This is a genomic window from Sphingomonas sp. IC-11, assembly GCF_021043365.1.
GTDB lineage: Bacteria > Pseudomonadota > Alphaproteobacteria > Sphingomonadales > Sphingomonadaceae > Sphingomonas.
Genome location: NZ_JAJNDU010000001.1, coordinates 785,003 through 799,530 on the forward strand (window position 1 = coordinate 785,003; position 14,528 = coordinate 799,530).

The window sequence follows — 14,528 nt, forward strand, 5'->3', positions numbered from 1 at the left end:
TCCGCAGGCGGATCTCAGGCATGTGCCATCAGACGGGTTGGGCAGCGACCTGGACGTGCGGCAGCGGGCGTTCACGAAGCGTCGCGAACAGCATGGCCGCACCACCCAGCGCCACCGCGGCCATCGTCAAGGCGGCGCTATAATCGCCGGTTGCGTCGTGCAAACGTCCAAAGGCGGTGACACCGATGGCGGTGCCAAACAGCGAGATCATGACGAGCAGCCCGTAAACTTCACCATAGGCGCGCAGCCCGAACAGGCGCGCGGCGAGGAACGGCAGCAGGTCATGCTCGGCGCCATTCATCAGCCCGGCGAAGAAGACGGCCGCAACCAACAAAGGCAGGCCCGGTGTCGGCGTTTGCAGGACGACGAAGGCGAGGGCGGAGACCAGCGCAAAGGCCGCCGCGGTCAGCTGTGGCCGGAAACGGTCAACCATGGCGCCCATGACAAGCCGGCCCACCACCTGACTGGCGGCAAAGCTGGTTACCAGAAGGGCGGCCTCAGTTGCGCCAAAGCCGCGGTCCATGCCGAATGGCACCAGTGATGTGACCAGCCCGACGCTGGCGACGTTGATCAGCGCGGCTGTCAGCGCGAGCCGCCAATAGCGGCTGTCGCGCCGCGCCTCCGCACCCGTCATTCCCTCGACGACAATCGGGGATGCGCCATTCGGATCAGGACGAACCATCTGACCAGGCTCGCCCTGCAGGAGCATCAGGACGGCAGGAAGCGCCAGTCCGCACACGACCGCTCCGAGGGCGAGGAAGCCGATCCTCCAGCCATAAGCGGTAATCACCGCGCCCAGCACCGGTGCGAGCGCGAGCGAGGACAACGAGATGCCGGAAGTGGCAATGCCCAGCGCGATGCCGCGATGGGCGTGGAAGCGCTGCGAGATCAGCTTGCCGTACACAATGGCGCTGGTGCCCGGGACGGTCAGCGCAAGGCCGAAGATCAACAGCTGATATTGCCAGAGCGGCCCGCTCAGCGATGCCATGCCGGCATAGACCAGCCCGAGAAGGACCATGGCCAACAGGATGATCGCCCGTGCGCCGATCCGGTCGGCGAGCCGGCCGAGGAACGGTGCAGCCAGGCCGCCCAGTAGCCCGAGCCCTGCCGCCGTCGCGATATCGCCGCGGCTCCACCCGAATTCCTCGATCGGCCCGACGATGAACAGGCTGGACAGGTTTTGAAACAGCCCCGGCCCCGTGCCAATGCCGATCATGGCTGCGGCGACGACGGGCCAGCCGCGGTGCCACTCGCCGGCAGATACCGGTCGCTGTGGTTGTCTCTCCATGCCGGGATCGTAGCGCACTGTGTCGCCCCGTCCAGCCCGCACCGCGTCTGCTTCAAAGCTCGGCGGTTCAGCCCAGATCGATGCGGGTCGCATCGTCGCCGATGGCGGCGAACAGCGCCGGTTCGGTACCCGTCATCCAGACCTGGGCGTGACCGCTCAGCCGGGCGAACAATGCTGCCCGGCGGTCAGGATCGAGATGGGCGGCGACTTCGTCCAGAAGCAGGATCGGAAGCTGTCCCCGACGCTCTGCGACGAGATCCGCGTGAGCCAGTACGATGGCGAGCAGGAGCGCTTTTTGCTCGCCCGTCGAGGCCTGGGCGGCAGCAATGTTCTTGTCGAGATGGCGCACATGCAGATCGGTGCGATGCGGACCAACCAGCGTTCGACCAGCGGCTGCATCGCGCGCCCGGCCGGTGCGCAGTGCGTCGAGCAACACGCCGGCTTCATCGCTCCAGCCCTCCAGCGACAGCGAAGCGCGCGGGAAATCGCCCATTGCCGACTGGTCAAGGCGCCCGGAGAGGGCGGCCACCGTCTCGGCGCGGGCGGCAGCGACGGCGGCGCCGTGCTGCGCCATCTGCGCTTCCAGCGCGGACAGCCATTCGCGATCGGGAGCGGGTTCCGCCAGCAGCTTGTTGCGGGCGCGCATGGCGGCCTCGTATCGGCTCGTCTCTGTGGCGTGGGCGGGTGCGAGGGCCAGCGTCAGCCGGTCGAGAAAGCGACGACGTTCGCCAGCCGGCTCCACAAACAAGCGGTCCATCGCCGGGGTAAGCCACAGCACGGAAAGCCACTCGGCGAGCGTATTCGCCGCAGCGGTGGCACCATTGACCCGTACCACCCGCCGTTCCGGTGCGGTCGGCAGGGCGCCAGTGGCGATTTCTGTGGTGTCGTCCAGCGTGGCGGCGATGCCGAACCCGCCGGACGAGTCACGGTGGGAGATTTCGGAAAGGCTTGCGCGCCGCAGCCCGCGGCCGGGAGCGAGAAGCGAGACCGCTTCCAGCACGTTCGTCTTGCCGGCGCCGTTCGGTCCGGTGAGCAGTACAAAGCCGGGCCCGGGCGAAAGCGTCAGTGTCGCATGGTTGCGGACGTTGGTCAGCACGAGCCGGCAGATCATTGACGGCGGCTTTACTGTGGGTTCGGGCGTGGCGGAAGTGGGACGGTGCCAAAGCCGGTGGCAGCCAGCTTGGACCCCGGGCAGAGTGGCTTTCAATGGTTGGCCCCGATCCTCCAGTCAGCTCCGTTCGCAGGAACGTGCTTTGCGGGCGAGCAGACGTGATCCGTCGCCGCGAGCGGAACGAGGCCGAACTGCAAGATTGTCGACTCTTCGTCGCACCCATCTCGATCCCAGCCCGCCCGATCGCGAGAATAATCGCAGGGGATGCCAGATGGAGACGGTCATTGGCTCAGCGGTGGGAAGACCTTGAACGGCGAGCCCGCGAAGCACGCAGCCTGGGCAAGGCGATGCGCCTTCTGGAGGAGGCTGAGCGATTTCGAGTGGCCGAACGGATCGCGGGTGACTGGTGGATGCCCAAGAGGCAGAAGCACTAGCCGCTTCGTGCGTGCAGGATCTGGCGAAACGCCGCCTGCGCACCCGCGGCGGTTTGCACGGGCAATGGCGACGGATCTCGCCAGCGTAGAGCCGTGACTCACGCCGGTCGTACCGCGCGAGGCATGTCGGAGACGAAGACGCTGCCTTCGTCGCTCAACCTCCTCAACGCTGAAGAACACGTCGGCTATTCGGGAGGGAGCCTACAGGAGGCCGGGAGGGAAACGCTTTCCCTCCCGCACCGTGGCTCAGGCGGCGAGCGGCTGCGGCTCGGCCGCTGCTTCTTCGCGACGCTGGCTGAGATATGACGCCATCTCTTCGCCAAGCTCAGCCTGAGCGCGCTTGTACAGTACCGGCTCCGTCAGACCGAGGCGCTTGCGCGCTGCGCCCAGCGGCTCATCCATCAGTTTGATGTAATCCTCACCGGCAAGCCACTTCGCGGCCTTGCCACGCTGGTAGCCCTCTATGACGGCCCGGGCGAACAACGTGCCCTTGGTAATGCGCAGGCTCTTGAGCGCGGCGGCAGAGCCGATAAAGGCCCAGCCGGCGCCACCAACCTGCGCGTAGCTGAACGCCACCAGCGCTGCTTCACCCAGGCTTTCGTCAGCCTTGTAGCCGGTCAGAACATGCCAGATGTCGTGAATGTCGCGCGTGCGCCGGCCGAACCATGCATAAGGATGATCGATCTCGACATTGTCGTTGCCTTCACGGCTGACCGCGACGAGACCGTCGGCGGAATAGCCGGTGCTATCGAGGAAGTCGCGGTAAGCGGCGCCAACGGTACCGGGCGCAAAGCTGTCCACCCAGGTGCGATCGGAGAAGCGCTCGGCCAGTTCGGCCTGCTCGCGAGCGATGCGGCCACCTTCCTCGGTTCCAAGCAGTTTTGCATAGCCCCACTCGGTGCTGCCGACGTTCAGCGCGCGCATGATGCGAAACACCTGAACCGTGTCGTCACCGTTGTTCAGCAGCTTCTTGATGGCGTCGAACGCCGTATTCCAGTCGCGACGACCGGTACTGCCGGGAAAGGGGGGAAGCTTAGCGGCCATGTTAGTCGACTCCCTACTGACACGGTTGTAAATAAACTGTGTGACGGACATCGTCAACCGTTAGGATTCAGGGTATGGCGCTTGCCGTCCGGGGGCGTGCGCCCGGAACCTTCCATTAACGAGGATGCTGTACAGGGCGCGCGAGGGGCGGGGGGAACTGATGCCGCGAATCTGCATATGAGTGGACGACACGACCTGGGGCGCGCTTTGCCCGCCTGGTCAATGACGCGCTGGCTGGTCGATCCGGGTGGCGACATTCCCGACAGCACGCGCAGGACTCTGCTGCGCAGCCTGTACAGCACGCTCCCGATCTTCGCGGGGGGCGTGCTGAACACCATTGCCGTATCCGCTGTCGTGGCAGCGCGCATGCAGACGCCTGCGGCCTATCTGTGGGTCGCCATGGAAGTGATATTGGCGGCGCTGCGGCTGCCAGCGCTGTACTTCGGGCGCAAGGCAGTGATGGAGGGCCGGCGCGGGCCGACCGACTTCTACATTACCCTTGCCGTGATGTGGGCCGCCAGCGTCGGCTACGGCACCTTCATGTGCGTCATAAGCGGCGACTGGGTTGCGGCGGCGCTCGCCTGTTTGTCGGCTGCCGCGATGGTGGGCGGCATCTGCTTTCGAAACTTCGGGGCGCCGCGCCTGGTGGCGGTGATGATCGCGCTGAGCCTTGGCCCGTGCGCCGTCGCGGCGGTTCTGTCCGGGCAGCCGATCCTGCTGCTCGTGATGTTCCAGATCCCCTTCTACCTGGTGAGCATGAGTTCGGCAGCGTTTCAGCTGAACCGGCTGCTTGTCCGCACCATGCGGGCGGAGATGATCAATGATCATCACGCGCGCCACGATCCGCTTACCGGCCTTCTCAACCGCAATGGTTTGTCGCGCTGGGCCGAGGAGAGCGCGGCGCGGCCCGAGGCGGGGCTGGCGGTGCTGTACCTTGATCTCGATTGGTTCAAGACCATCAACGACACGCTCGGCCACAAGGCAGGCGACGCGGTTCTGGTGGCGGTCGGCAAACGCCTGCAGGAGATCGGCGGCAACAATGTGCGCGTGGCCCGGATCGGCGGCGATGAATTCGTGCTCGTTGCGGAGGATATCGACCGCGACGGCGCGGAGCAGCTGAAGGAGCGGATCAGCCAGGCAATAGCGGGCCACGCTTATCTGGTCGCCGGGCAGAATGTGCATGTCGGTGCAAGCATTGGCGTTGCGCTTTCCGACGATCATGACGGCACGCTTTCGGAACTGCTGGAGGTCGCCGATATGGCGCTTCACCGCGCCAAGATGCGCAACCGGGCCGCATCGCCAACGCTCGGACGCGGAGACGAAGGCGGGGCGTCGGGCCGTGCCCGGCTGAAGGTGGCGCACGCGCGACCGAACTGATCCGCAAAATTCGCGGCGCGGCGAGGGGCGGCCGCGCCGCGGACCTTGCGCCCGCGCCGTTGATGGCCAGTACCAACACGCTGCGCGGCCGGCGTCGTTTGACCCGCTTGCGCTGCAGCCCGGCGACATAGCAGGCACGCCCCTCCGCAGGATTGCAGGAGGCGATCGTGCCAGTCTCTCCGTACAAGTCCCAAGCGGGACTTTGCGTACAGCGGCCGTTACGATCCCGCTCTAGCCGCCAACTCGCCAAGCAGAACACAAGGAGTTGGCCATGAAATTCGTTATCGGCGCTAGCCTTCTTGCACTCGCGATCGCTTCACCCGCCCAGGCGCAGGTGGAAGCGGGCGACGTGCTGGTCCGGGCTCGTGCCATTGTCGTCTCGCCCACCGAAAAGGCCGGGCCGGTCAAACCGGGGTTCCCCACCGGTTCGGTCAGCGTTTCCGACAGCGTCGCCCCGGAGATCGACTTCACCTACATGTGGACGGACCATATCGGCACCGAGCTGATCCTGGGGACGACCAAGCACGACATCGGCGGGCGCGGCGCGCTGTCGCCACTAGGTAACTTGGCGAGCACCTGGGTGCTGCCGCCGACCCTGACGCTGCAATATCACTTTGCGCCAAAGGCCAAGGTTCGGCCGTATGTGGGCGCCGGCGTGAACTACACGATCTTCTACTCCGCCGACGCCAGCCGCTCGCTGGAGAGCGCGATTGGCAAGACGAATGTGAAGCTGAAGGACAGTTTCGGATATGCGCTGCAGGCAGGCGTGGACGTCGATTTGACCAAGCGCGTGTTTCTGAACCTGGACGTCAAATACATCGACATCGACACGGCAGCGCGGCTGACCACTGGCGGCGCGGTCAATCGCGTGAGCGTCAGCGTGGATCCCATCGTTCCCTCGATCGGACTGGGCATGCGGTTCTGAACGGAATGGGGGGGCAGGCGTCGCCCCCTTCCACGTTCGTTTGGGAAGTTGAACGGCAAGTAGCCGATGGCGGGAACTCCGCCATCGGCTACAATGTATTTGGGAAGGAGACCCGGCTGATCGGGTCGTGCGGCGCTAGACCGCTTTGCTGGTCCGACGTGCCTGGGCCCGCAAACGCCGGTCGAAGGCGGCTGCGGCCAGCCGCGCATAGGGGCGGCCGATCGATGTGATGCGGATGCGCCATTCGCTGCGTTCCAGAACGCCGGCTCCTGCAAGACCGTCGATGATCGGGAGCGCGCCTGACAATTGTGCGGTGCTGGCGCCGCGGCGCATTGCGACCTCCTCCAAATCCACCGCGCCGTGGCACAGGATCCGCTCGATGATCTCGGCGCGCAAGCGGTCGTCCGCGGAGCGTCGGCAGCCCCGAACGCCCGAGAGCGTATCGTTCAACGCGCGCATCCGCCATCCGCCGACATGCTTCTCGTTCTGGACCAGCAAGCCCGGAAATTGGCTGATCGATGATGCGCCGAGGCCGATCACCACATCCGCCTGATCATCGGTGAACCCCTGGAAGTTGCGACGCAGGCGACCGGTACGTGCGGCGATGGCGAGCGAGTCCTGCGGCCGGGCGAAGTGATCGAAGCCGACGGCGGCAAAGCCTGCCTCCAACAGCAGATCGTGTGCGAGCGCCGATTGCCAGAAGCGCGCCTTGGCATCGGGCAGGGTGGAGGCGTCGATCATCCGCTGACGCGGCAACATGGACGGCAAATGAGCATAACCGAACATCGCCACGCGATCCGGCTCGAGCTGCCGAGCCTTGGCGATCGTCTCGACGATGTCGCCCAGTTCCTGCGTCGGCAGCCCGTACATAAGGTCCAGGTTGATGCGCTCAATACCGTGACGGCGCAGCGCCGAAACGCCCTCCGCGACCTGGCGGAACGGCTGTATCCGATTGATCCGAGCCTGGATGCCGAGATTGAACGTCTGCGCGCCCAGGCTGACGCGGGTGATCCCCGCTTCGGCTAGGGCCGCGGCGTGATCGTCCGAGAGCAACCGCGGATCGAGCTCCGCCGCCCATTCGGCATCCTCGTCCACAAGGAAGCAGGACCGGATCGTCTCTGCCACCGATGCGAGCTGCGCAGGGGACAAGGCATTGGGGCTGCCCCCGCCAAAATGCACGCGGCTGATGCGGCCCTGGTACAAGGCGCCGACGGTGCGCATTTCCCGCGCCAGTGCCGCGACATAGGCAGCAAGCCGCTCGGGACGGCCGGTCGCGCCGGTGTTGCAGCCACAATACCAGCAGATCTCCTGGCAATAAGGCACGTGAACGTAGAGCGAGGCACTGGTTCCCGCCTCCAGTCCGCGTAGGGCGGCCGCCTGGTCCGCTGCGCCGACCGCGGGAGAGAATTCCAGCGCGGTCGGGTAGCTGGTGTATCGCGGCGCAGGACGCGCTGCGAGTTCAGGGAGGTAGAGATGCTCGCTCACGGGCGCCCGTGCGCCTCCGGTGCCTTTTCGACCTCATCGGCGAGATCGAATTCGTGCCACATGCCGTTCAAGACGCCGAACGCCACCGCCAGCCCAAGGCCGAGAACCCAAGTGAAATACCACATGACGGCAATTCCTTAGTAAAAGTCAGGATGAGTGGTCGCCTGGGCAGTGGTGACCCGGCCCCAGAGCACGCGGTACACCCAGGCGGTGTAAGCGAGCACGATCGGCAGGAAGACGATCGTCACGAACAGCATGATCTGCAGCGTGCGGTGGCTGGAGGACGCGTTCCACAGCGTGAGGCTGGAATGCGGATCGATGCTGGACGGCAGGATGAACGGGAACATCGACAAGCCAACGGTGGCGATGATGCCGGCCGCAGCCAGCGAAGAGCCGGCAAAGGCCGCCCATTCCTTGCGGGTCGCGATGCCGACCAACGCCAGCACCGGGCCGGCAAAGCCGAGCAGCGGGGCGATCATCATCCAGTGGTGACGATCATAATTGTCGAGCCAGGCGCCGGGCGCTGCCTCCGTGACCGTACGCAGCGGGTTGGAAGCGCCGAGCGGGTCAGCGGCGCCGACGATTCGGAAGCCATAATCGCCCCAGGCCATGAAGGCTCCGCCGATTGCGAAGAGCAGGATCGACGCGACCGCGGCCATGGCGCCGAAGCGCCGGGCGCGATCACGGACCTGGCCATGTTCAGCTTTGATCGCGAGCCATGCGCTGCCGTGCAGGACGAGCATGGCGACCGACAGCAGACCGGCAACCAGCGTGAATGGCGTGAACAGGTCGAGCAGGCCGCCCTCGAAGAAGGAGCGAAGGTCGCTGTCGAGGCGGAAGGGCGCGCCCGACAGGACGTTGCCGACCGCCACGCCGAAGACCAGCGCGGGCACGATGCCGCCGACAAAGAGCGCCCAGTCCCAACGGGTTCGCCAGGCGGGGTCCGGCCGCTTGGAACGATATTTGAACCCGACCGGACGCAGGATCAGCGCCGCCAGCACGAGGAACATGGCTAGATAGAAGCCCGAGAAGCTGACGGCATAGACGAAGGGCCAGGCGGCAAAGATGGCGCCGCCGCCGAGGATGAACCACACCTGGTTGCCTTCCCAGGTTGGCCCGACCGAGTTGATCACCATGCGGCGTTCGGCATCGGTCCTGGCGACGAACGGCAGCAGCGCGGCCGTGCCCAGGTCAAAGCCGTCGGTAAGTGCGAAGCCGATCAGGAGTACGCCCAGCAGCGCCCACCAGATCACGCGCATCACTTCATAATCGAAGAATTCCATGTTCGTGCCTCCTTCAGGCGGCCAGCGGCAGGGCGGCGATGCGCCCGGGCTCGGGGGTGGGCTCCTGATGTTCGACGGGGCCGTGCTTGATGGCGGCCAGGATCAGGCGGATCTCGATCACGGCGAGTGTGCCGTAGAGCGCGGTGAAGCCGATGATCGTGGTCCAAAGGGCAGAGCGGCTGAGCGACGATGCCGCCAGGAAGGTCGGCAGTACGCCCTCGATCGCCCAGGGCTGACGCCCCATTTCCGCGACCACCCAGCCGAGTTCAATGGCGACCCACGGCAGCGGGATGGCTGCGACGCAGAGGCGCAGGAACCACTTGGTCGTCAGATGCTTGCGGCGGCTGGCGACCACGAAGGCAGTGGCGAACAGCGCGATCATGAGAAAGCCGATCATGGCCATCAGGCGGAAGCTCCAGAACATCAGCGGGACGCTGGGCACCGTGTCCCAGGCGGCTGCCTCGATCTGTTGCGGGGTAGCGGCGCGCGGATCGGCCAGGTGGCGCTTCAGCAGCAGCGCGTAGCCAAGGTCGCGCTTGTGCGCTTCGAACTGGGTACGAGCAGCGACGTTGGATGGATCGGCCTTCAGCGTTTCCACGGCATCATAAGCCTTGATGCCCAAAGCGATCCGCTCCTGCGCCTTCAGCACCAGCTCCGACATGCCAGTGACTTCCTTGTCGAGGCTGCGGGTGGCGATGAGACCCAATACCCATGGCACCTCGACCGAATAGCGAGTGGTGCGGGCGGCAGTGTCAGGCATGCCGAGCAGCGTCAGGCCAGCAGGGCTTTCCTGCGTGTGCCAGGCCGCCTCGATCGCCGCCAGCTTCATCTTCTGGTTGTCGGTGAGCGCGTAGCCGCTCTCGTCACCCAGCACGACGACGGACAGCGAGGAAGCGAGGCCGAAAGCCGCGGCGACCACCATCGAGCGACGGGCGAATTCGATCCAGCGGCCCTTCAGCAGATAAAAAGCGGAGACGCCAAGCACCACGACAGAGGCGGCAACATAGCCGGCGCTGACGGTGTGGACGAACTTCGCCTGAGCCACAGGGTTGAACAGCACGGCGCCGAAGTCCGACACTTCCATGCGCATGGTTTCGGGGTTGAACGTCGCGCCGACGGGATTTTGCATCCAACCGTTGGCGATAAGGATCCACAGCGCAGACAGGTTGGTTCCCAGCGCGACCAGGAAGGTGACGAAGAGGTGCCCGAGCTTCGACAGGCGGTCCCAGCCGAAGAACATCAGGCCGACAAACGTCGCTTCGAGGAAGAAGGCCATGAGCCCTTCGATCGCCAGCGGCGCGCCGAAAATGTCGCCGGCATAATGCGAGAAATAGGACCAGTTGGTGCCGAACTGGAACTCCATGGTCAGCCCGGTGGCGACCCCCAGCACGAAATTGATCCCAAAGATCTTGCCCCAGAATCGCGTCACCTGGCGCCAGATCTCGCGCCCGGTCATCACATAGACGGACTCCATGATGACCAGCATGAAGCTGAGCCCCAGCGTGAGGGGCACGAACAGGAAATGGTACAATGCGGTCAGTGCGAACTGCAGCCGCGATAAGTCTACGACGCCGGCGTCCATGCCCGGTTTCTCCCTGATGCCGGTCACGCCGGCTCGTTCTGGCGGCGCTCGTTAGGAGCGCGCGAACCGCGGCGGCATTGTGGACATCCCGTATTCGGTTGCGGTGCAGCAATCGGTAGCGGCGCCCGGCATGGCTGTTCTTGCAATAGATCGAAGCGCCGCTGCTGAGCGTCGCGCCTATCTGAAAGAGGTAGTGGGCGACGGCGGGCGCGTGCGGCTGTCCACCAGCCTGCTTCTGCTGGATAGCGTCGCCGCAATCGGGTTTGCCGCGGGGCTCGCGGGGGCAGCTAGTGCTCTGGTCGCAGGGTCGGCGATCTGGGGCTGGGTGACGCTGACGGGCCTGTCCGGCCTGGCGCGCGGCCTCTGCGTGTGGGGCAGCGCACGGGTCGGTGCGCGGGGTGCCAGAGCGGCGAAGAGCCAGCTGCGTGAACGGATCGTAACGGCTGCGCTCCATCGCGCGCCGGGTGCCATGCGCACCAGCGGCGAATTGCTGCAGGCGGCTGTCGACGAAGTGGAAGCCATCGACGGCCATGTCGCGCGGTTCCTACCCGCGCGGCAGGCGGCCGGGCTTTCGCCGATGATCGTGATGGCTGCCATTGCCGTCGCGAGCCCTGTGTCAGCTGCGATCCTGTTCGCAACGCTTGTTCCGTTCATCCTTGCACTGATCTTGGCTGGCGGCGCCGCAGCTGATCAGTCGCGGCGGCAGTTCGCGGCGCTCGCCCGCCTTTCCGGATTGTTTGCCGATCGGCTACGGGCGCTGCCGGTTGTGCTCGCATTCGAGGCGTCCGAGCGGGAGGCGGAGCGGCTCGGCATCGCTGCGCAGGACGTCGCCAGTCGCACGATGCGGGTGCTTCGGGTCGCGTTTCTGTCGTCTGGAGCGCTCGAGTTTTTCTCCGCCCTCTCCGTCGCATTAGTGGCGGTTTACTGCGGCTTCAATCTGCTCGGCCTGCTACCCTTTCCGGTGCCCGAGACACTCGACCTCGCCAGCGCCTTTTTCGTACTGGCCCTTGCGCCCGAGTTCTATGCGCCGCTCCGCCGGCTAGCTGCTGCTTACCATGACAAGCAGGCGGCCGAGACAGCGGTCGACCGGCTTTCGGCGGTTGAGCGCGAAGCCACTTCCGCCTCTGCCCTGCCCGTCGCCGGCGAAGCACCGGGGCTGAGCTTCGAGAGTGTTTCGATCCGTTACGATGACACCGACGCTGCGGCGGTTGCGAACGTGACGTTCGCCGTTCGGCCGGGCGAGATCGTCGCATTGTGGGGACCGTCGGGCAGCGGCAAGACAAGCCTGTTGCGGGTGCTGCTGGGCCTTGCGCCGCTGGCCGCAGGGGCGGTGCGTGTCAACGGCGAGTTGCTGCCCCCGTGCGGAAGCATCGCCGCCGGCGCATCCTGGCTGGGGCAGGGGACGTTGCTGCTGCCGAAGACGATAGCGCAGAACATCGGCCTTGCCGACCCGCACGCCAGCCGCGCCCGGATCGAGGAAGCGGCGCGGCAAGCCGGACTGATCCCTATGATTAAGGGGCGGCCCGATGGGTTGGACACGCTGCTCGATGCACGCGGCAGTGGCCTGTCGGGTGGCGAGCGGCGGCGCATCGGCCTTGCCCGGGCAATCCTTAAGCCTGCGCCGCTGCTGTTGCTGGATGAGCCCACCGCGCACCTCGATGCGGCTGCTGAGCACGCAATGATCGAGACGATCGCCAGCGTCGCGAAGGGGCGAACCATATTGATGGCTACCCACAGCGAAGCGCTGGCGGCCATTGCAGATCGGATCATCCCTTTGGAGCGACTGGCATGACTGAGCTTGCTGCCCTGATCGCCGGCGAATCTGCGCGCGAGCGTCGTTCCCTCGTGCGTGCGGCGATACTCGCATCGCTGGTCGCCGCGGCTTCGGTCGCCCTGCTGGGCCTCTCCGGCTGGTTCATCACCGCAGCGGCGCTGGCGGGCGCCGCTGGAACCGCAGCCGCGATGGCGTTCAACTACATGTTGCCCAGCGCCACGATCCGCTTGCTGGCGATCATGCGGACCGGCGCACGTTACGGCGAGGCACTGGCGAGCCACGCGGCGGCACTTGGCGCTGTGGCCGGCGTTCGGCCGGCGATTTACCGCGGGATCGCTGCACTGCCGATCCGGCAGGCGTTGGCGGTGACCGGTGGCGAAGCAACTGCGCGCGCGGTGAACGATCTCACCGCGATAGAACATGACCTCGTGCGCCGCAGTGCCGGGCCAGCCGCAGTATCCGCCTTGCTGTCGGGCGCCGCATTGGCAGCGATCGGCGGCATCATGCCCGGTGTGCTGATCGTCGCGATTGCGGCGGGCGTGCTGCTGATCATGCGCCGGCTGGTCCGACCGCTGGTTGAGCACGCCGCAGCAGCGCAGGCGCACAATGGCGATTTGAAAGACCGCATGGGTCATCTGCTGGAATCCGCGCCGGAACTGCGCTGCTTCGGGCTCGAGCAGCAGGCCGGCGAGGAGATCCGCCGGGTGGCAGATGCGCTGAGCGAAGCGCAGCTTGCCTGCGCTGACGTCCATGCGCGCGTGTCGCTGCTACACGTCGTGGCAATCGGCAGTAGCGCTGCAGTCGTGTTCGTTCTGACCGCAGGTGCGGGGGCGCCGATCGCGGCAATGGCGGCGCTGGCCGCAGCGATGACGATCGATGGGCTGGCACCACTGATCCGGAGGATCGCTGCCCGCCCCGAAGTGAGATCCGCCGAGACTCGGCTGAACGATCTGCTCGGAAATGAGGAGGGTGCAGGATCGATGCGGCTTGCCTCTCCCGCGCTGGCATTCGAGACCGGTGTTCCCCTGTCCTCAGTTGGCAGGATGGCGATTACTGGAGCGTCCGGCTCCGGCAAGACGACCTTGATCGAGACGCTGGTGGGGCTGCGGCCGGCAAAGGCTGGAACCGCATGGATCGACGGGGTGGACATCGCATATGTCGCGCCAGAGACGCTGCGCAGCGCGTTCGCCTGGCTTCCGCAGGATGCGGCGCTGATTTCGGGCACTGTTCGCGACAACCTGCTGATCGCCGACTCGCGCGCCAGCGAAGACGCGCTGTGGGCTGTGCTGGCGGATGCGGCCATCGAGGCACGGGTCCGCGCGCTGCCCCGTGGCCTGGACACCTGGATCGGCGAGAATGGCGAGCGTCTGTCCGGGGGGGAGCGTCGGCGAATCGCGCTGGCGCGTGCGTATCTGCGTCCCGCGCCCTGGCTGTTGCTGGACGAGCCGACCGAGAGCCTTGATGCCGCTACAGAGGCAGAAGTGATCGACCGGCTGGAGCGCCGGCTGCAGCGGACGGGGCAGGGCTTGTTGCTGGCCAGCCATCGTCCGCTGCCGCACCGGCTATGCGCCCAGAGCCGGTCGGTGGAGCCCGCCTGATTACGGCGCTTCAGCAGGCCGGAGACGTAAGGCCATGTTTATCCGTAGAAGTCCCAATGGGACTGCAGGTCACTTGCGGCGAAAACGCTTGAACCGTGCAGGAGAGGACGACTGACATGATAAAGGGGCGATCCGGCGCGCATGATGCACTCGGGCATGTTTTCGCCGGTAGTTTGGCATGTCGATGACCGCTTCCGGTGACGCTGCGCAAGATCTTCGGCGGGTCGTCTTGCTAGTCGAGGACGAAGATGCGGTGCGCCGCTCGCTGCAGCTGTTTCTGACCGGCCGTGGGTATCATGTGCGGGCCTATTCGGCGGCAGCGACCCTGCTCGCCGACAAATCGCTGGATGGTGCGGGCTTGCTTGTCGCGGATTATCGGCTTCCGGACAGCAGCGGGATACGCTTGCTGACGACCATGCGCCAGCGCGGCTGGCGCGGCCGCGCGATCCTGATGACCGGCCACGGCTGCGAAGAGCTGGAAGGCCTGGCGCGCGAGGCTGGGTTCGAGACCTTGATGGGCAAGCCGCTGCGACACCAGCAACTGCTGAGCGCGCTGGAGGGCGGCGAACGCTGACACCAGGCGCGGAGGTGCTATTAGCATGATGAATGCGCCGGGCGGCTCCGGTG

At 66.0% G+C, this 14,528-nt stretch carries 12 protein-coding genes; 5 read left to right on the forward strand and 7 right to left on the reverse strand.

Features of this window, described 5'->3' with window-relative positions; genetic code table 11:
• Positions 1-28: 28 nt before the first annotated feature.
• The 3 genes from LQ954_RS03745 to LQ954_RS03755 form a co-directional block, all read right to left on the reverse strand.
• Complete coding sequence (locus tag LQ954_RS03745) at positions 29-1,288, reverse strand: MFS transporter (RefSeq protein WP_231022031.1); 1,260 nt, start codon at positions 1,286-1,288, stop codon at positions 29-31.
• Between the two features lie 67 nt (positions 1,289-1,355).
• The gene (gene recF, locus LQ954_RS03750; RefSeq protein ID WP_231022033.1) at positions 1,356-2,399 is read right to left on the reverse strand and encodes a DNA replication/repair protein RecF; all 1,044 of its coding nucleotides are present in this window, start codon (positions 2,397-2,399) and stop codon (positions 1,356-1,358) included.
• 680 nt (positions 2,400-3,079) lie between these two features.
• Entirely contained in the window at positions 3,080-3,877 is a 798-nt protein-coding gene (locus tag LQ954_RS03755; RefSeq protein WP_227770788.1) for a Coq4 family protein, read from the reverse strand.
• A 222-nt stretch (positions 3,878-4,099) separates the two neighbouring features.
• Between LQ954_RS03755 and LQ954_RS03760 the strand changes: the two genes are divergently transcribed.
• Entirely contained in the window at positions 4,100-5,254 is a 1,155-nt protein-coding gene (locus LQ954_RS03760; protein WP_231022035.1) for a GGDEF domain-containing protein, read from the forward strand.
• 271 nt (positions 5,255-5,525) lie between these two features.
• On the forward strand, positions 5,526-6,179 hold the full coding sequence (locus LQ954_RS03765; RefSeq protein ID WP_227770786.1) for an OmpW/AlkL family protein: 654 nt from the start codon (positions 5,526-5,528) through the stop codon (positions 6,177-6,179).
• 135 nt (positions 6,180-6,314) lie between these two features.
• On the opposite strand, the gene hemN is transcribed toward LQ954_RS03765, so the two are convergent.
• The 4 genes from hemN to LQ954_RS03785 are packed head-to-tail and all read right to left on the reverse strand — an operon-like array spanning position 6,315 to position 10,529.
• Positions 6,315-7,664, reverse strand: a complete 1,350-nt coding sequence (gene hemN / locus LQ954_RS03770) for an oxygen-independent coproporphyrinogen III oxidase (protein ID WP_231022037.1) — start codon at positions 7,662-7,664, stop codon at positions 6,315-6,317.
• Positions 7,661-7,789, reverse strand: a complete 129-nt coding sequence (cydX, locus tag LQ954_RS03775; protein WP_231022039.1) for a cytochrome bd-I oxidase subunit CydX — start codon at positions 7,787-7,789, stop codon at positions 7,661-7,663. The genes hemN and cydX overlap by 4 nt, the downstream gene beginning before the upstream one ends.
• 12 nt (positions 7,790-7,801) lie before the next feature.
• Positions 7,802-8,947: a cytochrome d ubiquinol oxidase subunit II gene (gene cydB, locus LQ954_RS03780; RefSeq protein ID WP_231022040.1), complete on the reverse strand. Its 1,146-nt coding sequence runs from the start codon at positions 8,945-8,947 to the stop codon at positions 7,802-7,804.
• 13 nt (positions 8,948-8,960) lie between these two features.
• Positions 8,961-10,529: a cytochrome ubiquinol oxidase subunit I gene (locus tag LQ954_RS03785; protein WP_231022042.1), complete on the reverse strand. Its 1,569-nt coding sequence runs from the start codon at positions 10,527-10,529 to the stop codon at positions 8,961-8,963.
• A 130-nt stretch (positions 10,530-10,659) separates the two neighbouring features.
• Here LQ954_RS03785 and cydD point away from each other — a divergent pair, with 130 nt between their 5' ends.
• The 3 genes from cydD to LQ954_RS03800 all read left to right on the forward strand — a co-directional run bounded on the left by cydD (position 10,660) and on the right by LQ954_RS03800 (position 14,475).
• Positions 10,660-12,321 (forward strand): thiol reductant ABC exporter subunit CydD, encoded by a 1,662-nt coding sequence (gene cydD / locus LQ954_RS03790; protein WP_231022044.1) that lies wholly within the window; start codon positions 10,660-10,662, stop codon positions 12,319-12,321.
• Complete coding sequence (locus LQ954_RS03795) at positions 12,318-13,901, forward strand: ATP-binding cassette domain-containing protein (protein WP_231022046.1); 1,584 nt, start codon at positions 12,318-12,320, stop codon at positions 13,899-13,901. Before cydD ends, LQ954_RS03795 begins: the two co-directional genes overlap by 4 nt.
• 184 nt (positions 13,902-14,085) lie before the next feature.
• A complete protein-coding gene (locus LQ954_RS03800) occupies positions 14,086-14,475 on the forward strand; it encodes a response regulator (protein WP_231022048.1) in 390 nt (129 codons plus the stop codon).
• Positions 14,476-14,528: the final 53 nt, after the last annotated feature.